General features: G+C 65.7%; 16 protein-coding genes. 9 read left to right on the top strand and 7 right to left on the bottom strand.

Translation table 11 applies throughout. The annotated features are described in order from the left end of the window. Positions 1 to 46 precede the first annotated feature (46 nt). Positions 47 to 1,522, top strand: coding sequence for a phytoene desaturase family protein (locus FIV42_RS16105; RefSeq protein WP_141198681.1), 1,476 nt, complete (start codon positions 47 to 49; stop codon positions 1,520 to 1,522). Between the two features lie 425 nt (positions 1,523 to 1,947). On the opposite strand, the gene FIV42_RS16110 is transcribed toward FIV42_RS16105, so the two are convergent. Further along, a complete protein-coding gene (locus FIV42_RS16110) occupies positions 1,948 to 3,009 on the bottom strand; it encodes an NADP-dependent oxidoreductase (protein WP_222615247.1) in 1,062 nt (353 codons plus the stop codon). A gap of 588 nt (positions 3,010 to 3,597) precedes the next feature. Between FIV42_RS16110 and FIV42_RS16115 the strand changes: the two genes are divergently transcribed. Then, on the top strand, positions 3,598 to 4,071 hold the full coding sequence (locus FIV42_RS16115) for a nucleoside deaminase (RefSeq protein ID WP_174769509.1): 474 nt from the start codon (positions 3,598 to 3,600) through the stop codon (positions 4,069 to 4,071). A 144-nt stretch (positions 4,072 to 4,215) separates the two neighbouring features. Here the strand turns inward: FIV42_RS16115 and FIV42_RS30740 are convergent, their stop codons facing one another. Next, entirely contained in the window at positions 4,216 to 5,958 is a 1,743-nt protein-coding gene (locus tag FIV42_RS30740) for an ATP-binding protein (protein WP_141198682.1), read from the bottom strand. A gap of 296 nt (positions 5,959 to 6,254) precedes the next feature. Between FIV42_RS30740 and FIV42_RS16125 the strand changes: the two genes are divergently transcribed. Continuing rightward, positions 6,255 to 6,851: a hypothetical protein gene (locus FIV42_RS16125; protein WP_141198683.1), complete on the top strand. Its 597-nt coding sequence runs from the start codon at positions 6,255 to 6,257 to the stop codon at positions 6,849 to 6,851. 313 nt (positions 6,852 to 7,164) lie between these two features. Here the strand turns inward: FIV42_RS16125 and FIV42_RS16135 are convergent, their stop codons facing one another. From FIV42_RS16135 to FIV42_RS16145, 3 genes are read right to left on the bottom strand one after another with little or no spacing between them, the layout of a single operon-like run. Continuing rightward, a complete protein-coding gene (locus FIV42_RS16135) occupies positions 7,165 to 10,272 on the bottom strand; it encodes an efflux RND transporter permease subunit (protein ID WP_141198684.1) in 3,108 nt (1,035 codons plus the stop codon). Further along, entirely contained in the window at positions 10,265 to 11,611 is a 1,347-nt protein-coding gene (locus FIV42_RS16140) for an efflux RND transporter periplasmic adaptor subunit (protein WP_222615248.1), read from the bottom strand. The genes FIV42_RS16135 and FIV42_RS16140 overlap by 8 nt, the downstream gene beginning before the upstream one ends. A gap of 8 nt (positions 11,612 to 11,619) precedes the next feature. Continuing rightward, positions 11,620 to 13,053, bottom strand: a complete 1,434-nt coding sequence (locus FIV42_RS16145; RefSeq protein WP_168210697.1) for an efflux transporter outer membrane subunit — start codon at positions 13,051 to 13,053, stop codon at positions 11,620 to 11,622. 404 nt (positions 13,054 to 13,457) lie between these two features. Between FIV42_RS16145 and FIV42_RS16150 the strand changes: the two genes are divergently transcribed. Together FIV42_RS16150 and FIV42_RS16155 are read left to right on the top strand one after the other, a co-directional pair. Next, positions 13,458 to 14,621 (top strand): hypothetical protein, encoded by a 1,164-nt coding sequence (locus FIV42_RS16150; protein WP_141198686.1) that lies wholly within the window; start codon positions 13,458 to 13,460, stop codon positions 14,619 to 14,621. Positions 14,622 to 14,673: 52 nt separating this feature from the next. Beyond that, entirely contained in the window at positions 14,674 to 17,103 is a 2,430-nt protein-coding gene (locus tag FIV42_RS16155) for an Ig-like domain-containing protein (RefSeq protein ID WP_141198687.1), read from the top strand. Between the two features lie 96 nt (positions 17,104 to 17,199). Here FIV42_RS16155 and FIV42_RS16160 read toward each other — a convergent pair whose 3' ends face one another. Next, a complete protein-coding gene (locus FIV42_RS16160; protein WP_141198688.1) occupies positions 17,200 to 17,484 on the bottom strand; it encodes a hypothetical protein in 285 nt (94 codons plus the stop codon). 373 nt (positions 17,485 to 17,857) lie between these two features. Here FIV42_RS16160 and FIV42_RS16165 point away from each other — a divergent pair, with 373 nt between their 5' ends. From FIV42_RS16165 to FIV42_RS16180, 4 genes are all read left to right on the top strand, one after another. Then, positions 17,858 to 20,299 carry a M20/M25/M40 family metallo-hydrolase gene (locus tag FIV42_RS16165; protein WP_141198689.1) on the top strand — a complete coding sequence of 814 codons (2,442 nt, stop codon included), beginning with the start codon at positions 17,858 to 17,860 and terminating at the stop codon, positions 20,297 to 20,299. A gap of 297 nt (positions 20,300 to 20,596) precedes the next feature. Beyond that, the gene (locus tag FIV42_RS16170) at positions 20,597 to 21,661 is read left to right on the top strand and encodes a hypothetical protein (RefSeq protein WP_141198690.1); all 1,065 of its coding nucleotides are present in this window, start codon (positions 20,597 to 20,599) and stop codon (positions 21,659 to 21,661) included. Positions 21,662 to 21,935: 274 nt separating this feature from the next. Then, a complete protein-coding gene (locus tag FIV42_RS16175) occupies positions 21,936 to 22,562 on the top strand; it encodes a vitamin K epoxide reductase family protein (RefSeq protein ID WP_141198691.1) in 627 nt (208 codons plus the stop codon). A gap of 2 nt (positions 22,563 to 22,564) precedes the next feature. Further along, positions 22,565 to 22,936 (top strand): SPW repeat protein, encoded by a 372-nt coding sequence (locus FIV42_RS16180; protein ID WP_141198692.1) that lies wholly within the window; start codon positions 22,565 to 22,567, stop codon positions 22,934 to 22,936. Positions 22,937 to 22,945: 9 nt separating this feature from the next. Here the strand turns inward: FIV42_RS16180 and FIV42_RS16185 are convergent, their stop codons facing one another. Beyond that, positions 22,946 to 23,512, bottom strand: coding sequence for a YaeQ family protein (locus FIV42_RS16185; RefSeq protein WP_141198693.1), 567 nt, complete (start codon positions 23,510 to 23,512; stop codon positions 22,946 to 22,948). Positions 23,513 to 23,523 lie beyond the last annotated feature (11 nt).

The raw sequence follows: 23,523 nt of genomic DNA on the forward strand, positions 1-23,523 counted from the left end.
TAAAAAGACGTCGAGTTCCGGGCCTTGGAAACACGCAGAGAAAGCTATGTCTGAAGTCATTGTTGTTGGTGCTGGTTTTGCTGGATTGGCCGCCGCCGCGCACCTGGCGGCCGGCGGGGCGAAGGTGCGCGTGGTCGAGCGCCACGAGCAGCCCGGCGGGCGCGCGCGGACCTGGTCGAAGGACGGGTTCATGTTCGACCTGGGCCCGAGTTGGTACTGGATGCCCGACGTGTTCGAACGCTACTTCGAGCGCTTCGGCTACCGGGTCGACGAGCTGTACGAGCTTCGCCGGCTCGACCCGAGCTACCGGGTGGTGTGGCCCGGCGGCGACGCCTGGGATATCCCGGCGGGCCTCGACGCGCTGCGCGAGCTGTTCGAGCACCACGAGCCGGGCGCCGGCGAGGCGTTCGACGAGTTCATCGACCAGACGAGCTATATCTACCGCGAGGCGTTCGACGACTATCTGTTCCGCCCGAGCCTGTCGTTCTTCGAGTTCGTCGACCCCCGGCTGGTCACCGAGTTGTTCCGGCTCAAGATGGTGCGCTCGATGTCCAACTACGCGCGCAGCTTCTTCGAGCACCCGCGCCTGGCGCGCCTGGTCGAGTGGCCGGTGCTCTTTTTGGGCGCCTCGGCCGAGAAGACCTCGGCGATGTACAGCCTGATGAGCTACGCCGACATGGCGCTGGGCACCTGGTACCCGATGGGCGGCATGCACCGCATCATCGAGGCGATGGTCAGGGTCGCCGAAGAGCAGGGCGTGCAGTTCGAGTTCGGCCGGCCGGTCAATCAAATCGTGGTCGAAGGGGGCCGCGCCCGCGGCGTGCGCACCCCCGAGGGGACGCTCCGCGCCGACGCGGTGCTCGCCTCGGCCGACTACCACCACGTCGAGCGCGACCTGCTCGCCGCCGAGCATCGCCAATTCGGCGACAAGTACTGGTCGAAGCGCACGATGAGCCCGTCGAGCCTGCTGTTCTACCTGGGCCTGGGCGGCGACCTGGGCGAGCTCGGCCACCACACGCTCTTCTTCGACGAAGACCTCGACCGCCACATGGACGCGGTCTACGAGCGGCCGCGCTGGCCGGACGCGCCGCTCTTCTATGCCTGCGCCCCGTCGGTCACCGACCCGAGCGTCGCCCCCGAGGGCGATTCGAACCTCTTCTTGCTCATCCCCCTCGCCGCCGGCCTGAGCGACTCCGAGACGATGCGCGAGCGCCTGTACCACCAGGTCATGCAACGCCTCGAAGACCACGTCGGCCAGCCGCTGCGCGAGCGCGTCGTGGTCAAACGAAGCTACGCGATGGAGGATTTCGAGCAGGATTACGGCGCCTTCAAGGGCAACGCCTACGGCATGGCGAACACGCTTCGCCAGACTGGCCCGCTCAAGCCGCCGCTTCGCTCGAAGACCGTCGGCGGATTGTATTTTGCCGGCCAACTCACCGTGCCCGGCCCGGGTATGCCGCCGAGCCTCATATCGGGTGAGCTCAGTGCGAAGGTCCTCCTCGACGAGCTCAGAGGCCGCTGAAGCGCGGAAGCACGGAAACGCGGAAGCGCGGAAACGTTGAGCCATGGAATCACGGTAGAGCTACTGAGAACCATGGAAGCACGGAAGAACACTGACCGCCGAAGCCGCCCGCGGGTGCGGGCGGCGGCCTCGACTTAGTACGAAATCGGTGCGGGGGCATCTTGCCTTCGTCTTCGGTGCGGGGGCATCTTGCCCTCGTCTTCGGTGCGGGGGCATCTTGCCCTCGTCTTCGGTGCGGGGGCATCTTGCCCTCGTCTTCGGTGCGGGGGCATCTTGCCCTCGTCTTCGGTGCGGGGGCATCTTGCCCTCGTCTTCGGTGCGGGGGCATCTTGCCCTCGTCTTCGGTGCGGGGGCATCTTGCCCTCGTCTTCGGTGCGGGGGCATCTTGCCCTCGTAGGCGAGAGCAGGGATGCGCCCGCTGCGAATCACTCGCCCACCTTGACGACCATCTTCCCCTGTTTGTTCCCGCTGAGCATGTCGAGGAAAGCCTGCGGGGCGTCTTCGATGCCCTCGCGGATGGTCTCGTCGGCCTGGATGGTGCCGTCGATGACCAACGGCGAGACCTGTTGGGCGAAGGTCTGGAAGTCGTCTTGCCAGTGGTCGCTGACGATAAAGCCCTGCAGCTTGAGACGTTTGCTGACGATATTGCTCATGTTGCGCGGGCCGGGGGGCGGCTCGGTGGCGTTGTAGATGGAGATCATGCCGCAGATGGCCGCGCGGCCGAAGTTGTTCAGGTAGTGCATGGCCGCCTCGAGGGTGTCGCCGCCGACGTTGTCGAAGTAGACATCGAGGCCGTCGGGGGCCAGTCGGCCGAGGGCGTCTTTGGGGGGGTCGGTCTTGTAGTTGAACGCCTCGTCGAAGCCGAGTTCGCGCAGGCGGGCGACCTTGGCGTCGCTGCCCGCCGAGCCGATGACGGTCGCTCCCTTGTGCTTGGCGAGTTGGCCGGCGATCGAGCCGACTGCGCCGGCGGCCGCCGACACGTAGATGACGTCGTCGGCGCGAAGCTCGGCGATACGCTCGAGGCCCACCCACGCGGTGAACCCGGTCAGGCCGAGGGCGCCCAAAAAGTGGGTGTGCGAGACGGGGAGCTCGGGGAGCACGCGCACCGCGTCGCCCAAGGCGACCGCCGCGTCGCGCCAGCCGTGCTGGCTGAGCACCAGGCTCCCCTCGGGGACCTCGTCGTGCTTGCTGTCGACCACGCGGGAGACGGCGGCGCCGTCGAGGGTGTCGTGCAGCGGGAACGGGTCGACGTAGGTGCGCCGGCCGCTCATGCGGCCGCGCATATACGGGTCGACCGAGAACGCCAGCGTCTCGAGGCGCACCTGGCCGTCGCCCACCTCGGGCAGCTCGACCTCGGCGAGCTCGAAGGTGTCGAGGGTCGGTTCGCCTTTCGGATATTCGGTCAGGTGGATTTCGCGTGCTTTCATGGGGTCTTCGCTCGTCAGGGGGATGGGGATGTCGATCATCGGCCACAAGCTAGTGGTCATGCAGGGCGGGTCAAGTGCAGGCGAGGGTTTCGGGCTGCACTCGGCGATGTGCGGCGCGCATGAGGGAGTGCGAAATCTCCGACGGGCATGGACGGCGCGCATGAGGGAGTGCGAAATCTCCGACGGGCATGGACGGCGGACATGGCAGAGCGCGAAATCTCCGACGGGCATGTCCGGCGGACCTCGGCTCGCATGCAATGTACGAGGGGCATGTACGACGGACATGGCAGAGCGCGAAATCTCCGACGGCTTTGTACGGCGGACATGGCAGAGCGCGAAATCTCCGACGGCTTTGTACGGCGGACATGGCAGAGCGCGAAATCTCCGACGGGCATGCACGGCGGACAAGGCAGAGTGCGGCGCGAAAATGTGTCGTGCGAGGCGGACATGGCAGAGTGCGGCGCGAAAATGCGTCGTGCGAGGCGGACAAGGCAGAGTGCGGCGCGAAAATGTGTCGTGCGCGACGGACAAGGCAGAGTGCGGCGCGAAAATGTGTCGTGGGCGACGGACATGCCGGTTTGCAGTGTCAGTGACCATGTTGGAGCGAGCGCATAGCTTATTGAAGGAGATCGAAAAGGAGGAACGACCATGACGATGACAGATATCGACAAAGCGCACCTTCGCCGGTGCATCGAATTGGCCGCCGAGGCGGTCGAGCGGGGCGACGACCCCTTCGGCTCGCTGCTCGTGGGCGCGGACGGCGAGGTGCTCGCCGAGCGCTCGAACGAGGTGTGCACCACGGGGGACGTGACCGCGCATCCCGAGCTCGCCCTGGCGAGTTGGGCGTCGCGTCACTTGAGCGCCGAGGTGCGGGCGCAGGCGACGATGTACACGAGCGGCGAGCACTGCGCGATGTGCGCGGCGGCGCATGTGTGGGCGGGGATTGGCCGGCTCGTGTTCGTGTTGTCGGGCGAGATGATCCGCCAATTCGGCAGCGCCGAGGCGGTGTCGATCGACCTGAGCGCGCGCGAAGTCGTCGCGCGGTCGAACGTCGACGTGCAGGTCGACGGGCCGTGTGAGGAGTTGGTCGAGGCGGCCGGGGGGTTGTTTGGCGAGGGGTGATATCGGTGCGAGGGCAAGATGCCCCCGGACCGAAGGCGAGGGCAAGATGCCCCCGGACCGAAGGCGAGGGCAAGATGCCCCCGGACCGAAGGCGAGGGCAAGATGCCCCCGGACCGAACAAAGCGTTCGCCGAAATACGCGGGGTCAGGGGCCGTGTTCGACCGGCAGGCGCACGTGAAAATCGGTGCCCTCGCCGAGTTTCGAGTCGACCGAGATGTCGCCGCCGAGCTCGCGGCAGAAGTGCTCGGCGATCGTCAGCCCCAGGCCGGTGCCGCCGAAGCGGCGGGTGGTCGATTCGTCGGCCTGCGTGAACGCCTCGAAGACGCGGGCGAGTTGCTCGTCGCTCATGCCGATGCCGTTGTCGCTGACGGTGAACACGAGCATGTCGTCGCCGTCGGGGCGGGCGGTCAGCGAGATGGTGCCTCCGTCGGTGAACTTGCAGGCGTTGCTCAGCAGGTTGAGCAGGACCTGGCGGATTTTGGTCAGGTCCGAGCGCATCGCGTCGACCCGGGCGTCGATGTGCAGCTCGAGCTCGTTGGCGTTCTGGGTGGCCAGCGGCCTGACGGTGGCGACGAGGTCGTCGAGCAGCCGGGGCACGTCGATTTGCTGGTAGTGAAAGTCCATCTTGCCCGCCTCGATCTTGGAGAGGTCCAGGATGTCGTCGATGAGGGCGAGTTGGTGCTTGCCGGCGGTGCGGATGCGGTCGAGGTCGGGCAGAAAGTCGATGAGGCGAGGGGGCTCGGCGCCGTCGTCGTGAGCGAACTCGGCCTCCTCGATGAGCATCTCGGAGTAGCCGATGACCGCGTTGAGCGGGGTGCGCAGCTCGTGGCTCATATTCGCCAAAAAGGCGCTCTTGGCCCGGCTCGCCTCGAGCGCTTCGTCGCGCGCGGTGCGAAGCTTTTGCTGGTAGGCCTCGCGCTCGGTGATGTCGCGCACCGCCAGGAGCACCCCGGAGTCGTCGGGCAGCCGCGAGCCGGCGATTTCAGCCAGAAAGGTCGTCCCGTCGGCGCGCCTGCCGGTGGTCTGCACGGTGGTCGGCCCCTCGTTGTCGCTACGCTCGTCGCGGCCGCGGCGTTCGCCGGAGACCTCTTCGGTCTGGCGTTTGAAGGCGCCTAGCTCGAGGTCGTCGAGCAGTTCGTGCACGTTGGCCTCGATGAGGGCTTCGTAGCCGTCGTGGCCGAAGATATCGCCCGAGGCGTCGTTGCTGCGAAAGATCTGGCCGTCCATGTCGAAGGCGACCAGCCCCACCGGCGCGGTCTGCACGAAGGTATTCGCCTCGGCGGCGATCTGGCGCACCGAGATGACGAGCCAGTCGATGAACCGCTCGCGCAGGATGCCCAGCGCCACGAGCCCGACGCCGAGCCCACCCACGCCCACGAGATCGAGCTTGGCGACCTGGGCGGCGTCGAGGGCGCCGGCGTCGAGAGGAGGCGCGCCGGCGTAGAGCGCGCCGCACAGCACGGCGACGAGCGCGGCGAACGCGCCGCCGAGCTTGCGCCCGCCGAAGACGAGCCCGACGAAGACCACCGCTAGAATCCAGCCGGCGGCGAAGCTCCCCAGGCCCCCGCTCATCCAGGCGGTCGCCGTCCACAGGCCGGCCAACGCGACGCCGAAGCCGGCGCCCACCCACAAGAGTTTGTCGGTCAGGCGCAGGACGAGCGCGGCGACCACACACAGCGCCGCCCCCGCGGCGACGAGCCCGGCGAGCGGCCACGCCCCGACCCACCAGCCGACGGCGGCCGATGCGGCGAGGCTCCAGGCAAAGACGCACAATAGCGTGTTTACCGCGAGTTCTGCGCGATATTGATCGATCTTGAACGGCGTCGCGAGTTTGGGGGCGAGGAGAAAGTCGACGAGCGACCGGTACGACGAGCGAAGCGAGACCATTCAGCTGCCTTGGGGGAGACCGAGCAGTTTGAAGCTTCGAAAAGCTAGCTTAACTGGTGGGGGAGTTCAATGAGTTGGTGTCGCAAAGGCGCGACGTCATTTGGAGGCAGTGCTTCCAGCGCTGGTTGCAGGAGCGTGCGTGCCTCCAAACCAGCGCAAGATGCGCGGCCTCCAAACCAGCGCAAGATGCGCGGCCTCCGAAAGACGGCAACGCGGCGGTTGGCAACTGCCCGGGCGGCACCTTATGCTGGTCAGTTCCAATGAGCTGTTGTTCTCCCATTTTGTCGAGGAGTCGTATGTCGAAGTTGTATCGCCTTGTTTGTGTCGTCGTGTTGAGCCTGGGTGTCTGTGTGGGGACGGTCGGTTGCTCGGATGATGATGACTCGTCCAACAACGGCGCCGATACCGGCACCGTCGCGGACACCGGAACTGAAGATGCGTCCGAAGAGGCCGACGCTATCGAGGATGCTTCGGGTGAAGATAGCGGCGGCGAAGATGCCTCGGGCGAGGACGCCGGGGGCGAAGATGCTTCGTCGGAGGACGCCTCCGACGAGGACACCGGCCCGGTGGCTAGCTGCGAAGAGATCGGGGCGTCGACCTGCTTTTCGAACTTCGACTGCGTGGACGCGCGGCGTTGCGAGAACGTGGGGACCGACACCGACCCGGTCGCCTGCTGTGTGATCGGTGAGCGCGGCACGAAGGCCGCCGGCGAGTCGTGTGATCCGGAGACCGGCGAGACCGAGTGTGCGAGCTCGCTGTGCATCGAGGGTGACACACAGGCGCTCTGCTCGACGCAGTGCGAGTCGGTCGACGATTGCCCCGAGGGCATGAAGGACTGCAAGTCGATCGCATTTAGCGGGACGCCGGACAAGTTCTGCTTCCCGGAGAACTGAGGCTCGGAAGCTCCGAGGCTCTGAGGCTCTGAAGCTCTGAGGCTCGGAGGCTCGGAGGCGCGGAGGCGCGGAACGCTGCGGCGCTGAAGATTCATCTGAACGACACGGAAGACGCTGTAGAAACATGGTCGCTGCGGCGTGTCGACGCGCGACGGGCGGCAGCCTTCTGCAGCGCCTCCAGCGAACTTCAGATGAATCTTTAGCGGCCCAGAGTCCAGCGCCTCGAAACTTCCGCGTTTTAGCGCCTCCGAGTCCAGCGCCTCCGAGTTCAGCGCCTCCGAGTCCAGCGCCTCCGAGTTCAGCGCCTCCAACCTCAGCGCTCCAACAACTCCATCACATCCTCCAAGATCATGTAGAGGCTGGGGACCAGCAACAACAAGAGCGAGGTGGCGAACACGATGCCGAAGCCCAGCGAGATGGCCATCGGGATGAGGTGTTTGGCCTGGTTGGACGTCTCCAGGATGATCGGGGCGAGCCCGCCGAAGGTGGTCAGCGTGGTCAGCAAGATGGGGCGGAAGCGGCGGATGCCGGCCTGGTGGATGGCGTCGAAGGCGCTGGTGTGCGCGCGTTTTTTGTTGGCGTAGTCGATCATGATGAGCGAGTCGTTCACCACCACGCCCGACAGGGCGATGATGCCCATCAGGCTCATGAGCGACAGGTCGTAGCCGAGCAGGATGTGGCCGATGACCGCGCCGATGACGCCGAACGGGATGGCGGCCAGGACGATGAACGGCTGGACGTAGCTGCGGAAGGCGACGGCGAGCAGCGAGTAGACCACGAGCATGGCCAGGGCGAAGCCGCCCCACAGGGCTTTGGTCGACTCGCGCATCTCGGCCTGGGTGCCCTCGAAGCTCCAGGTCAGGCCGGGGTAGTCGGCGCGGATGGCCGGCAGTTCTTCGGCCTGCAGCGATTCGATGACGCGGGTGACCGCGCTCTTGGGCTCGACGTCGGTGCTCACCGTGACCACGCGGCGGCCGTCGCGCCGGTTGATGCTGGTGAACGCCTCGGTGCGGCTGACCTCGGCGACGTCGAGCAGGGGGACCTCGGTGCCGTCGGGTGTGCGCACCACGAAGTCCTGGAAGAAGTACAGGTCCTCGCGCTCCTCTTTGGGCAGCTTGACGCGCACCTCGATCTCGTTGGTGCCGCGCAATTGGCGCATGGCCAGGGCGCCGAAGAAGGCGTCGCGCACCTGCTGGCCGACCACCGCCGGGGTCAGCCCGAGCGCGCGGCCCTCGGGCAGAAGCTTCAGGTCGAACTGGGTCTTGCCGCGGTTGTAGTTGTCGGTGACGTCGCGCGAGGCGTCGAAGCTGTCGAGGCGATCTTTAAAGGCCATGGCGGCCTTCTCGAGGGTGTCGACGTCGTTGTGGCTCAGGTCGACCTCGATGTCCTGGCGCCAGCCGCCCGGGCCGCGCTCGGCCTCGAAGCTGATCTGGTCGACGCCGGCGATGTCGCCGATCTCGTCTCGCCACAGCTTGATGACGTCGTTGGCGGTCATGTCGCGCTCGTCGGGAGGGCGCATGACGATCTCGACGTCGATGAAGTTGCCCCCGCGCACGTTCGTTTTGACCCCGTGGGCGACCCGGTACAGGTCGTGCTCCTCGAACATGCGCTGGGTCGAGGCGGTGATCTCGTTGGCCGTCTTGGCGGCCTGCTTGGGGGTCGTGCCCACCGGCAGGCGCGCGCCGGCCTCGATCTCGTCGGCGGCGACCTCGGGCATCATGACCATGCCCATGTGGCCGCTGTAGCCGTAGCCGCCGACGACCGCCAAGAGCCCCAGGGCGGCGGTGACGGTGACGTAGCGGTACTTCAACACCTTGTCGAGCAGGGGGCCGAAGTAGTCTTCGACCGCCTTGTTGAACCAGCGCGCGAAGGTGTGCTGCTTGGCGTTGAGCCACTCTTCGAGGCGCGAGCCCTCCCAGCGCGACTTGTGGCCGAGGTGGGCGGGCAGGATGAAGAGCGCCTCGACGAGCGAGACCAGGAGCACGGTGATGACCACCGCGGGCAGGGGCCACCAGTATTTGCCGGTGGTGCCCGGGATGAACAACAGCGGCACGAAGGCGACGACCGTCGTCAGGATGGTGAACGTGACCGGGCGGGCGATGTCGCGGGTCGCCTGGATGGCCGCCGTTAGACGGTCGCCCCCCTTCTCGCGGTACTCGTGGATATTCTCGCCGACGACGATGGCGTCATCGACGACGATGCCCAGGGCGACGAGGAAGCCGAACATCGAGATCATGTTGATGCTCACGTCGGCCATCGGCAAAAACAGGATCGCGCCGACGAACGAGATGGTCATGCCCATCATGACCCAGAAGGCCAGGCGCAACTCTAGGAAGAGCGCCAAGATGGTCAACACGATGATCACGGCGAGGAAGGCGTTCTCGAGCAGGAGCGCCAGCCGGTCGTTGTAGTCGTCGGCGCTGCTGCTATCGACGCGCATCTCGACGCCGATGGGCAGGGACGTCTCGAAGTCGTCCATGACCCCGCGCACGGCCTCCGAGATGTCGAGGGGCGACTGGTCACCGATGCGGTAGACCGCCACGCTCACGGAGGGCTGGGCGTTGAACTTGGAGTGAAAGCCGATCTCTTCGAAGCCGTCGGTGATATCGGCCAAGTTGCCGAGAGTGACCACGGTGCCCGACGCCGAGGTGACGATGGGGATGGTGGCGAACTCCTCGGCCCACTGCTTGCGCTCCTTCATGCGCAGCAAGATCTCGCCGGCGCTGGTCTGCACGTCGCCTGCGGGCACGTCTTGGCTCGACTCCTCGATGATGTCGGCGACCTCGCCCAGGGTGAGATCGTACTCGCGAAGCCGGCTGGCGGGGATTTCGACGTGGGTGACGTACTCGGGCACGCGACCCAGGTCGACCTGGGTGATCGCCGGGTTGCTCAGCAGCCGGTCGCGCAGGCGTTCGCCGAGCTTTCGCAGCGTCCACGGGTCGACCTCGCCGTACAGCCCGATCTGCATGACCTCGCGTTCCTGGGCCTGCAGGCGCACCTCGGGTTCTTCGGTGTCGTCGGGGAAGGTGCGGATGCGGCTGACGGCCTGGTCGATGTCCTGGAAGGCGACCATGCGGTCGGCGCCGGAGACGAGCTCGATGGAGACTCGCCCGGAGCCTTCCCATGCGGTCGAGGAGATCTCTTTGATGCCTTTGACGCCGCGCACGGCCTCTTCGATGGGCAGCAAGATGCCGGTTTCGACCTCGGCGGGGGCGGCGCCCGGGTAGGTGACGCTGACCTCGACGACGTCGAGTTGGTAGCGCGGCTCGACCTCCTTTTGGATGAAGGTGGTCGTCCAGAGGCCGCCGAAGAGGAGCAGGAACATCAGCAGGTTGGCCGCGATGGGGTTCTTGGCCATCCAGGCGATGGGTCCGCGTTGTTCGCCGGCGCCTGCGTCGGGCTGGGAGTTCGGACTACTCATCGCCGGCTCCTTCCTGCTCGGCGTCTTCTTGCTCGGCTCCGTCTTGCTCGGCTCCGTCTTGCTCGGCGTTGTTGTGCTCGGCTCCGTCGAGGCGAAGCGGCGAGCCGTCGACGACCGTGGAGAGGTTGGTGGTCACGACCTGCTCGCCGTCGTCGAGCCCGTCGGTGATATAGGCGTATTGGGCGTCGCGCACGGCGATGTCGACCGGGCGCACCTCGAGCTTGCCGTCCTTCATGACCCAGACGGTGTCGTTGGCGCGCACGTAATCGCGGTCGAGGCGCACCACGTTGTCGACGGGCTTGCCCTCGATGGTCACCTCGACGAACTCACCGATCATCAGCGGCTGCTTGGGTTGGCCGTCGTCCGTGCTCTGGCGGGCGAGCGGGTCGGGGATCGTGGCGAGCACGCGAGCCATGCGGGTTTGCGCGTCGAGGGCGCCGACGGTGCGGAAGAGGTGGCCTGTGCGGAAAGCGTCTTTGGGCCACGCCTGACGGTTGCGCACGCGGACCTTGGAGCCCTCGGGGCTGTCCTCGCCGTTGCGGGCGACTTCGACCCAGCGAAGCTTCGACAGCGGGAGCTCGACGCCGACCCAGTACTCGTCGACGCCGACGAGGCGCCCGATGCTTTCGTTGGGTGAGACCTGCGAGCCGACGTTGGCGTCGCGTCGGATGATGTGGGCGTCGAAGGGCGCCTCGACGCTCGTGCGGCGAAGGTCGAGCTCGGCCTGCTCGACGGCGGCGCGAGCGGCGCTGACGCGCTCTTTGGCCGCCTCGAGCTGCGGTTTGCGCAGCACGAGGGCCTCGTTTTCGGGCTCGAGCTCTTCGTCGATATAGTCGTACTCGACCTTGGCAGCTTCGGTGCGCCCCTTCTCGACGGCCAGCTCGCTGAGCGCCTGGCGAAGGTCGCTCTTGCGCTGGGCGAGGACATGGCGGAAGTCGGCCGGCTCGATGCGCACGAGCAGGTCGCCTTGGGCGACGTAGCCGCCGGGGGTGAACGCCGGGGCGAGCTCGGTGATGCGACCGCCGACTTGCGGGCGCAGCACGACGTCCTGGGCCGGCTCGACGGTCCCCTGGGCGACGATCTCGGGACGGTAATCGCCGCGCTCGACGCTGGTGACCTCGACGAGCATGGCCGTCTTTTTGGTCGCGCCGCTCTTCTGGGCGGTCGGCTCGGTCGAGAAGGTCAGCGCGACGATGCCGCCGGCGGCGGCCAAGATGACCACGCAGATGAGCAGCGTGAGCTTCCAGCTGCCGGACTTGTGCTCCTTTTCGGAGGGCGCCGTCGCGTCGGGAGCAGGCTCTTGGTCGGGCTGCATGTCTTGGGGCTGTATATCGGACACAATCGTTCTCAGTCGTCAGGTTGAATCGATGGCTCGACGTCTTCGACCCAGCTGCCGCCCAGGGCGCGGCAAAGGCTGATGCGGTTGCTCAACTGCTGTCGGCGCGCGGTGATCAAGGCTCGCTGGACCTGCTGGAGCTCTTGGAGGCCGGTGAGCACGCGCAGGTACTCGACCGCGCCGGTGCTGTAGCGCTTGCGCGCCAGGTCGACGACCGACTCGGCGATGTCGAGCTCGCGGCGCAGGCTCTCGATGCGCTCGCGTTGGTTGGCCTCCAGGACGAGGGCGTCGCGCACCTCGCGCATCGCCTCGAGCAGGGTGTCGGCGTACAGGTAGAGCTGCTCTTTGGCGACCGCCTCGCTGAACTCGACCTCGGCGCGCAGCCGGCCGCCCTCGAAGAGCGACTGCGAGATGCCCGCGCCGATGCTCCAGAAGAGCTGCTCGAAGAGTTTGGCGAGTTGCTCGGCCTGAAAGCCGATGGAGGCGGTCAGTTGCAGGCGCGGGAGCCGGTCGGCCACGGCGGCGGCGGTGCGCTCGTCGGCGGCTTCGAGCAGCAGGTACGAGGCGCGCACGTCGGGGCGGCGCTCCAGGAGGTTGGCCGGCACGCCGGCGTCGGCGATGGGCTCGACGGCGGGCAGAGTGGCCGCGTCGACGAAGTCTTCGCCCTCGGGGGGCTCGCCCACGAGCACGGCGAGCCGGTTTTGGCTCGTTTCGAGCAGCCCGCGAGCCTCGGAGACCTGTCCGCGCAGCGACTCGACGTTCGCTTCTTGCTGGGCGGCGTCGAGGGCGCCGGCGAGTCCGCGGCGAAGGCGCTGCTTGATGATGGCGAGGATGTCTTCGGAGACTTTCAGTTGCGCCTCGAGGAGTTCGAGGCGCTCGCGTTGGGCGATGACGTCGAACCAGGCCTCGGCGACCTCGGAGGTCAGGGTGATGGCCAGCGCGCGGGCCTGTGCCTCGGCGGCTTCGGCCTCCAGGTCGGCGGCCTTGGCGCGGTGGCGGTGGCGGCCCCAGATGTCGACCTCGTAGGCGGCCGCGGCCGAGATTTGCCAGAAGGGCTCGGGGCCGCCGCCGCTGGTCGAGATACCCGCGCCGCCGAATTGGCGGTCCTGGTATTCGGCCTCGGCGCGCGCAGCCAAGGTAGGCCACAGCGGCGCCTCGGCGATCTCGGCGAGCGCCTCGGCCTGCTCGAGGCGCGCCCATGCGGCCTTGAGCTGCATATTGCCCGCCCAAGCGCGCTCGACGGTCGTGTCGAGGCCCGGCTGGCCGAAGTCGCTGCACCACCGGTCGGCGCCCAGGTCGTCGACGGGCGTCGAGCCGTCGGGCGCTTCGACGACCTCGTCGGCCTTGTCGGCATATTGGGTCGACGAGCAGCCGAGATGCGCGCTCAGAAGGCAGATGGTGCCCAATAAGAAGAGCGATTTCCGAGCTCTCGGAGGTCTGGACATAAAGAACTTCGCGTTCGTCGATGCCAAAATACGTCGATTAAAGTGCACACGATTCATGCCGCGCAGGCGCAGTGAATGCAAGCGCCGCTGTCTGCTCGTGCTTGTCTTCGGGTCGTGTCTGTCGAGTACGCCGTGACTGAGATGCAACAAGAGGCGGTCGAGGTGCACGGCGCACACGCCAGCCGGTCGATCTTAAACACCCTGCGGCCTTGAGCCCAAAGCCTGCGCAGGGGAGACGTTCGGGGCGTGTGGGCCGTGAAATTTGCTCAGCTTCGTCGGTTGGACTACCGTGGGCACACATGACAGCATAATGCCGATATTTTGCAGACAATAATGTCGAGCTTCTCGAGGAGGGCGCTCCTGTTGGAGGAGCGACGAAGCTCGAGGAATGATGTGGAGTTAAGATGCAAAAACGTACGATGATGGGGCTGATCTTGCTGGCGTTTAGCGTCGGCGTTGTCGCGACCGGATGCGGGGATGACTCGAGCAGCGATAGTTCTGAGGCGTACTCCGAGGATATCTCGCACGACGAGTTCACCGAGGCATATACGCGGTTGGCGATCGAGCGCACGTTTTGCGAGTACGCGTGGCAGTGTGAGGTGCCGGTCTACGACAACTACGGTCCTGCCCGAAAATTCGAGTCGGAAGCCGAGTGTGCTGAAAAACTTCCCACCGATGGGATGGCCCAGGAGTGGCTGAGCTACGAGTTCGAGAAGAATGCTCAGCTCATCGAGGCGGGAGCGCTCGCCTTCGACAGCGCCAACGCAGCCGGATGCCTCAACCTGATCGCCGGGCTCGACTCGTCGGAGCTGTGTGATGCGCGCTCCGTGATCAAAGGCGGTGAAAACCCGTGCCAGGAGATCTACAGCGGGCTTACCGCCGAGGGCGAGACGTGCATCGACTCGATTCAATGCGCAGGCGACGACGCGTGGTGCGAGACTGAAGGCGATAGCTGCGGCGGCACGTGTATCGTCGAAGCGGGCTGCGGCGACGGCCCGAGTTGCGGGGATGACGAGGTCTGCGAGTACGACGGTGAGACGGGCACCGAGAGTTGTCAGCCGCTCAAGGCCGAAGGCGAAGAGTGCGACTTTTGGGGCTGCCAAGACGGGCTGGAGTGTGTCGTGCCCGAAGGCGCCGACGTGGGAACCTGCCGCGCCCCCAACCTGGGCGAGGGCGAGGCGTGTGCCGACACCCCCGAGCTGTGCCGCGAGGGACTGTACTGCATCGAGGGCACCTGCCAGTCGTTCGCGTTCGTGGCCCAAGGCGAGGCGTGTGACATCGCCAAATGGGGCGATAGCGATCCCTGTGAGCCGGGGCTCGTGTGTCACGTGACCGCGCCCGGAGAGACCACCGGGCAGTGCAACCCTCCTGCAGCCGTCGGCGAAGCGTGTGCCAATGGGCTTGTCTGTGAGTGGAACTTGTTCTGCGACAAGACTTCGAACGACCAGTTGGGCACCTGCGCCGAACGCAAGGCCGACGGCAGCGCCTGCGAACGTTCGGTCGAGTGTCAGAGCTTCTACTGCGGCTCTGAGGGGAACTGCGAGCAGCTGGCGGTTTGCGAACCTTGAGGTGCAACGCCGTCACTATTTTCACTGTGAGAGAGTACTGTAGGAAGCTGTCATGAAACGCCTGATTCGCGCTGTTATCATCGCTCTGGTCTTTGTGTGTGTCGGCGCCTCGAGCGCGTGGGCTCAGCAGCCCAGTATTTTGTTGGGGGGAAATTACCACCAGTACTGGAAGCATGTGCTCGACAACTTGGGCTACACCTACACCATCAGCGCCGACGAGTACCCCGACCCGGGCAATTACGACGTGCTGATCATGGGGTTTCGCGGCAGAGGCGACTCCACCCGTTACGACTACAGCAACTGGCTCGCCTCGGGCGGGCGGATGATGGTCTTTTCGGGAAGCAACTACTCGCAATTCACCAACTGGCTCGGCGGCTATCTCGACCTGAGCACCGCCGGCACCTGGGAGCGCACGGACGACTGCAACCCGGATTGGACGCGCGGCAGCGCCCATCCGATTACGCAGTATATGCCGGCGACCTACGAGTTCTCCGATCAATTCGAGAGCTATCACGTCGTGCATATCGACGATAATCAGACCGGCAACGTTCAGTCGCTGGGCACGCTGTGCCACGGCGCCCCGAACGATTCGTCGTTGACCTTGCGCGAGTACGCCAACGACGGAGCGTTTCTGTACATGAGCTATCTTTTTGCCGATCGAGGGCCGACGCCCGACCAGGCTGCCGTGTTGCAGCCGGCGGTGCGCGGGTTCCTCGAGTGGAGGGCGAATAAGGCTCCTGTCGCAAACGACGACGCGGTGAGCACCGACGAGGACCAGCCCGTGGCGATCGACGTGCTCGGCAACGACACCGACGCCGACGGCGACACGATTGGCTTGGACAGCGTGGGAACGCCGTCGAACGGCACGACGAGCGTCAACGCAGGCATGGTCACCTACACGCCGGCGGCTGATTTCAACGGGACCGACTCGTTTAGCTACACGGTCAGTGACGGCAACGGGGGAACGGCGACGGGCACGGTGACCGTGACCGTCAACCCGGTCAATGACGCACCGAGCTTTACCTCGACGCCGGTCACGGCGGTCGACGAAGACCAAGACTACAGCTACGCGATTACGGCGAGCGACATCGACGCGGGCGACTCGCTGAGCATCGGAGCGACCACGCTTCCGGGGTGGCTCTCGGTCCAGGACAACCAAGACGGCACCGCCACGTTGTCGGGCATGCCGCGAAACGAGCACGTGGGCACCCACGCGGTGGTGTTGACCGTCAGCGACGGCGCGGGCGGTTCGGACACCCAGAGCTTCGACATCGTGGTGAGCAACACCAACGATGCGCCGGTGTTCACCTCGACGCCGGTGGCCGCGGCCGACGAGGACCTGCCCTACAGCTACACGGCCACCGCGCAGGACGACGACGCGGGCGACACGCTGACCATCGCGGCGACGAGCCTTCCGGGGTGGCTCGGGTTCCAAGACAACGGCGACGGCACCGCCACCTTGAGCGGCACGCCGCGCAACGAGCACGTGGGCACGCATAGCGTGACGCTTCGGGTCAACGACGTGGCCGGCGCCTCGGACACGCAGACCTTCGAGTTGGTCGTCGCCAACGCGAATGACGCGCCGGTCTTCGTGGCGCCGACCCCGGAGGACGGGGCGACGCTGCGCGTGGTCGAAGGGGGCACGCTGGGCGAGACGTTGGCCGCCGAGGATGAAGACGCCGGCGACACGCTCACCTTCGCAGTCGAGCCGATGCCGGCGGGGGCGACGCTCGACGCGAGCACCGGCGCGTTCGAGTGGACGCCGAGCTGGGAAGACGCGGGCGACTACGCGTTGACGCTGTCGGTCACCGACGGCATCGCGTCGGACACGCGCTCGATCACCGTCACGGTCACCTTTGCCGACGCCGACGCCGACGGTCTCCCCGACTCGTGGGAGGACGAAAACGGCCTCGACTCGAGCACGCCCGACAGCGACGGTGACACGATCTCGGATTCGGATGAGGTGGGCGACGATTTGGCCGACGCGATTGATACCGACGGCGACGGGACCATCGATGCGCTCGATGAGGACAGCGACGAAGACGCTATTTCCGACAGTGACGAGGCGGGCGATAGCGACCTGACAACGGAGCCGGTGGATACGGACGGCGACGGCACGCCGGACTATCGGGACGCCGACAGCGACGACGATGGCGCCGAAGATGGCAGCGACAACTGCCGATTGGTCAACAACCCCGACCAGACCGACACCGACGCCGATGGCGAAGGCGATGCCTGCGAAGACGATGCGGACGGCGACACCGTCGTCGATGCCGACGATGAGTGTCCGTTGGTGGCCGGTGAAGGGGACGACGGATGTCCGGTCGAAGACACCACGTCTGAAGACACCACGTCCGGCGCCGCCGAAGACGATGGGTGCGGCTGCTCGAGCAGCAACCCGGCTCGCCTGCCTGGCAACGCCTTGATGGTGTTCGTGCTCGCCGGTGGTTTGGTGGTGTTGCGCCGCCGCGGGCGCGGCTGACGTACTCAGCGATTACGAATCGCGACCGAAAATCGACGACCACAATCGGGTCCCTGACACGGTGTCAGGGACCATGTGGGGGAGGGCACGAGGTGCTCAGCTCGCCAAGCGCGGGTCGTTGTCGTCTTTGGCGCGTCGCGCGGCGAGTAGCGTCGCGGCGTGCAGCGGAGCCCAACCTTGGCCGGGCGCGCCCACATAAGCCGACTGGGGGTCGTTGAGGATTGCTCGCAGTGCGTCGTCGAGCGCGGCGTCTGCATCGAGCAACGTTTTCTGCAGCTCCGGGGTCAGGTGCTCACCGGCGTCGAACAGAAGTTCGAGGAGCTCTCTGATCGTGGGGTCGTCGGTATACTTATCGAGGTCTACAGCAAGATCTACAGCCATTACATCTCCCTTTTCCATACATACAGCGCAGAGGCTTAGGGTATATCAATTCACCCATAAATACCATTGAAGCAGGTCTGCGCAAGGACATTCCTCTAACAAGTTCGTGACGGGGTGGAAAACCCCTGTTCGACCGCATTTAATGCCGGGGCGCGCAGGGTGTCAGTGGAAGTGTGGGCGGCTGTGTAGGCGGTTTAAAAGGGGCTTCGTGCGAGCAAATATTGCCGCATCGTCCACCGGGCGCACTTTTTTCGCGCGAACGCATCGTTTTCGCGCGAGCGCGTCAGCGTGGGGCCTTCCTGCCGGTTGGCACAGACGATGCACCAGCTGGGGGGGCGAATCTGCTTCGACTGCATGACGCAAGGGCCTCCCGATGAAACGCACGTCCCAACCTTCCAACCATTCTCCTTCATCTCCTGCCGAGCCCGGCCCCAGCGGACCGGCGCGGCTCGTGCTGCTCTTGGCTTTCGGCGCGTTCGCCTGGTTGGGCTTGGCGCAGTTGCAAACCCCTGAGGTCGTCTCCGAGACAGCTCCTCCGACGGCCTTCTCCGCCGAGCGCGCAAACGCGCATCTCGAGGTTATCGCGACCGAGTCGCGAGCTATCGGCACGCCGGGAAATCGGGCGGCGCGGCAGTACTTGGTCGAGCAGATCGAGGCGCTGGGGCTCGAGGCCGAGGTGCAAACCTCGCCGGTGCACGTGCGCTTTCCCGGCTCGCCCGGGTTTTCGGCCGGCGTGGTCCACAACGTGCTCACGCGCGTGCCGGGCACCGACAACACCGGCGCCATCGCGGTCAACGCACACTACGACTCGGGCACCACCGGCCCCGGAGCGAGCGATTGCGGCTCGTGCGTGGTGACCGCGCTCGAGGCGCTGCGAGCCGTGGTCGAGGGGCCGCCGCTTCGCAACGACGTCGTCTTCGTCTTTACCGACGGGGAGGAAAACGGCGACCTCGGCGCCGCTGCCTTCGTCAAAGAGCATCCGTGGGCCGACGACGTGCGCTTGGCGATCAATTACGAGGCGCAGGGAAGCAGCGGACCGGCCATCCTCTATGCGACCAGCGAACGAGACGGATGGCTCGTCTCGGAGTTTTTCGACGTGGCTCCGAACGTGGCGGCTTACTCGTGGATCGGCGCCATCTCCGAGGCATACCCGTCGGGCCAGCTCGAGTGCGATCTGGCCGAGTATATGAAGGGCGGCATCCAGGGGCTGGGCTTCGTCTACACCGCCGACACAGTCGACTATCACACGGCGCGCGACAGCCTCGAGCACATCGATCTGGGGAGCGTTCAGCAAGAGGGGGACTACACCCTCGCCTTCCTCGGCCACTTCGGCCGGCTCGACCTGACCGACATCCCCAGCGAGCAAAACCAGGTCTTCTTCAACGTGCTCCCGGGCGTTGTCGCTCATTACCCGTATGGGTGGGTTGTGCCGATGGCCGCCGTGCTCACCGTGATCGGTTTGCTGCTCATCGGCGTCGGATTTCGGCGTGAGGTGCTCCATCTCAAAGAGCTCGCCATCGCGTCGGCGTCCATCGCGGTCGGTACGATCGTGGTCGTCGCCTTGTGCGTACTCGGGTGGATGGCGATCAAGTCGCTAAACCCGGTCTACGACGTGATCCTCATCGGCCACTATCAGACCGAGCTCTACACCGTCGCGTTCATCGCGCTGGCAGTGGCGCTCGTCGGCGTGCTCCACGCCTTGGTCCGGCGCTTGGGCGCCGCGCATCTTTCGGCCGCGGCCGTGCTTGTCTGGCTGCCCCTGTTGTGGGCGTTGAGTCTGACGCTGCCGGCGATGAGCTATATCGCCACTTGGCCGCTCTTCTTTGCGTTGTTGCCGCTCGCGTGGCTGGTGGTGGGCGCGCGCCCTGCGGGCTGGGGCTATGTCGCTGCGTTGGTGGTGGCCGCCGTTCCGGCCATCGTGCTCCTTCCAGGCACGCTGTATCAGGCAGTGGGGCTTATCAACCGCTTCGAGGGCGCCACCGGCGCGCCCCTTCTCGGAGGGCTGACGCTCTTTGTGGCACCGGTGCTCGTGCTCTTGATGCCCCACTTCGAACTGCTCGCGGGCAGGGGCGGGCACCAGCGGTGGCTCGTCCCCGGCGCCGCCGGCTTGCTGGCGCTGGGGCTCGTCGGTTGGGCAAACCTGACCGCTGGGTTCGACGAGGCCCGGCCGCGGCCCAACCATATCGCCTATACGCTCGACGCAAACTCGGGGGAGGCCGAGTGGGTGAGCTTCGACCGTCATCTCGACGACTGGACGGGGACTTTCTTCCCCGCCAACATCGAGCGCGGCAGCTACGAGACGGCGAATTGGGGCATGTTCGACGCGTTCATCGCGCCGGCTGCTCCGGTCGATATTCCGGGGCCGGAAGTCGAGCTCGTGAGCCAGACGGCCGACGCCTCCGCCCACACGCTCGCCTGGCGGCTGCGCTCGCCGCGCGGCGCCCCGGAGATGCGCGTGTTCGTGCGGACGTCGGGCGAGATCACGGCCGCCACACTCGACGATCGCGTGCTCGACTTGAGCGAATATGCGCCGGCTGACGACGGCATCTTGCGGCTCAACTACGTGAACGTGCCGCCCGAAGGCGCCTTTCTGACGATCACCGTGGCCTCGGCCGACGAGGCGCGCGTGACGGTCGAGGATGTATCGCTCGGACTTCCGTCCGAGCCGGAGCTTCGGGTCGAGCCGCGCCCCGCCCACACCATGCCCGCGCCCTCGTTTCGCTTCGACGCCACCGAGGTGCGAAAGACACGTACGTTCGAGTTGACCGCTGCGGATGACGAGGTCGAGGTCGAGACGCTCCCCGAAGGGAAGTAGCGCGTCACACACGTGCTCCAGAAAAAACTTTCGCCTCAGCGTGTTTCGTTCGGGCCTTCGACGCATCTCATAATTGCGATTGTCGCTCGAGGAGACGTGGGGGGAGCGCGCGATAGATCTCTTGTTCACCTGCCAAAAATTTGCCGACGGTGGGCATGTGTCTACTCGTAATGGTCCATCATTGTGAGGAATCGTGAGCCGACTTTGTTGCACATGGTTGGCATATTTATCCCCGGACGCTATCGTTAACTACCGTTAGGTTTTAGATGCGGGCGCAGTACACCGCAGAGGGTAGAAGTGGAAGACGATATCTCGAAGCACGGCCTCGGGTTGGAGCTGACTGGATTCTCCGAGGCGACGATGAGCGAGTTGCCCGAGCCGACTGGTGAAGGCGGGTTCGATTCTCCGGAGGAACTGTTCGGAATCCTCGACGAACTTCTGCAGAAGGCCGCTGATGTCGAGAATGACGTCAACCGGTGTCTCGCCTCTCCCGAGGACGTCGCGGCCGATGACCTCAAAGATCGGACGGTCTCCCTGCTCGACGAAAGCCTCACCTTGGTCGAGCGACTCGCCAACCACACCACTCATCCCTTGGGTGAAGAGCTCGATTTCGTCGACGCGCGGTTTGCGGTGTCGATGGTCTTCGATGAACTCGACCGTCAGCGCGGCGTCGTCGCGCAGACGAGTGTTGACGAGCTGGAGTTGCAGCGGGCGCTGACGATCATCGCTCAGGCCAAAGGGGTGATGACCAAAGCCTTGATCAACCTGGAGCGCGCGCTGTGCGAAGGCAGCGCGTACCAGCCTCGCCTCGGCGATTACCTGAGCTTGGAGGACTCGCTGGAGACACGGCGTGTCTACGGCAAGATGCGCCGCGCGTTGCTCGAGTTCGAGCGTCCCCAGGAGACGCCCCCCCACGACGAGGTCGTCGCGCGGCTGCGGCGTGCGGGCACGTCATTCATCCAGCTTCGCGGCCACAGCAGCTACCCGGCGCTGCGCGTCGAGGACCGCTTCCAATTCGACCGCCTCTGGGATCGTGTCTACGGCTGGCTCCAGTCGGAGAGCCAAGACGAGGAGACCTACTCGGGCTGGCTGATCTGGGAAGACGTGATCAACTTCGTCGAGCTGCTCAGCTCGATCAATTTTCGCCAAGAGTTGCGCGAGCACGATGTCCTCCTCGCCAATGACGCGCTCGCCCGCATGGAGTCGCTCGATAGCGACGCGCTGGTGGGCGAGGCCCTCGCCGACGACCTCGCCGCGTTGACCGGCTACAACACCGTCATCGACGAGCTGATCGCCCAGGGCGCCAAAGCCACCGTTAAAGACTGGCGACGCCCGCTGCTGCATATCCAACGCGGCAGCTAAGTTCCTCTCCGACATCTCGGCCCGGGCACCGCGTCAGACCCCATGTGGGGGTTGTCGAGGGCGCCAAAGCCACCGTCAGAGACTGGCGACGCCCGCTGCTCCATATCCAACGCGGCAGCTAGTGCGCTGACCCCGACAACTCGGCTCGAGCACGGTGTCAGACTCCCTGTGGGGGTTGTCGAGGCGCCGGATCACCGTACCTTTGGCTGGTAGTGTGCAGTTTTGCTGTCATGCCCTGCCTGAGGCGGGGCGTCTTTTGTCGGGGATCCGGGTCATGAGTGAGTCCGAATATCCATCCCGATGGGGCAGTTACTCGTCGACGCAGGCCTCCTCGGCACAGTCCGCCGCTGAGGAGGAGGTCCGCGACGAGCCCAACTCCCCTCCTGAATGGGACTACAATCCGTCGGCGTGGTCGCAGCGCATACCGATTGTGGTGCTGGCGGTCATCGGCTTTGGCATCGCGGGCTATATGGCCCTGTTCCAGCTCGGCGTCTTGGCGACCGTGTGGGACCCCTTCTTCGGCGACGGCACCCGCCGGGTGCTCACCTCGAAGGTCTCCGAGGCGTTTCCCGTCTCGGACGCGCTGTTGGGCGCGTTTGGCTACCTGCTCGACGCGGTCACCGGCGCCATCGGCGGGACCAAACGCTGGAAGACGATGCCCTGGATCGTGGTCGTCTTCGGTCTGGCCGTCGGCCCCTTGGGCGCGGTGAGCATCGCGCTGGTGATGATGCAGCCGTTGACGGTGGGTTATTGGTGCACGTTGTGCTTGACCACCGCCGCGATCTCGATCCTGATGATCGGCCCGGCGATGGATGAATTCTTGGCGAGCCTACAGTACGTGCGTCGTGAGCGCCTCAAAGGCCGCTCGACGTGGCGCGTGTTCTGGGGACTGGAGGACTGACCATGTGGCCACGCTTCATCAACGCTGCACTCGGTATCTGGTTGATGGCAGCCCCCTCCGTGCTCGGATACGTCGGCACGGGCGCCGAGATCAACGAGCGTATCTGCGGCCCGATCTTGATCACCTTTTCGATCGTGGCCATCTGGGAGACGACGCGCCCGCTTCGGTGGGTCTGCGCGGCGACCGGCGCCTGGCTGCTGGTCTCGCCGTGGCTCTTCGGCTTCGACACCACCGCTATCATCAACGAGATGCTCGTCGGCGCGGTTGCGCTGACCATGGGGCTGATCAAAGGCGAGATCAGCCAGAAATTCGGCGGCGGCTGGAGCGACTTGTGGCCGCCGCACCGCCAACGCGCCGAGGAGCGAGCTGCCTGACCGGGCTGCTTAATCCGCTGATTCAGCGCCTCGCCAGATCGTCACGGACGTGCGTACCGGACGTCCGTCCACACTCAAATACAGATGCTCGCACGACGGCGGGACCACCGCCGTGATCGTGTGGCGGCGCTCGATCATCGCGCCGAGCCGGTCGAGAAAGCCGGGCTCGAAGGTGATGTAGCGCACCCGTTCGGGGTGGCTGAGGCGCTCGTCGGCCTGCTGTTTGTAGAGGCGAAGCTCGCGCTCGGTGGGCTTGACGATGTCGATGAGGGTCTCGGTGTTGTCGCGCGAGATCTGCTCGAGCTTCTTGAGGGAGGTCGTGCCGCAGTCGATCCACTGCACCGGCTCGCCGTAGTCGTTCAGTCGCACCAGGTCGGGCTTGTAGCGCTGGCCGACCGACTCTTCGATGAGCAGGTCCGGGTGGTAGAAGATGAGGTAGGAGACCAGCTTCATCAGCACGTGGGTCAGCGACTCGCCGGCATTCTTGCGCATGAAGATGCGCTCTTCGACCCCGTAAAACTCACGCGCCTCGTTGGTGATGACGAGGTCGAGGTTGAGGTTGCGTCGCAGACCCATCGGGCGGATTC

The organism is Persicimonas caeni (assembly GCF_006517175.1).
GTDB classification, from domain to species: domain Bacteria; phylum Myxococcota_A; class Bradymonadia; order Bradymonadales; family Bradymonadaceae; genus Persicimonas; species Persicimonas caeni.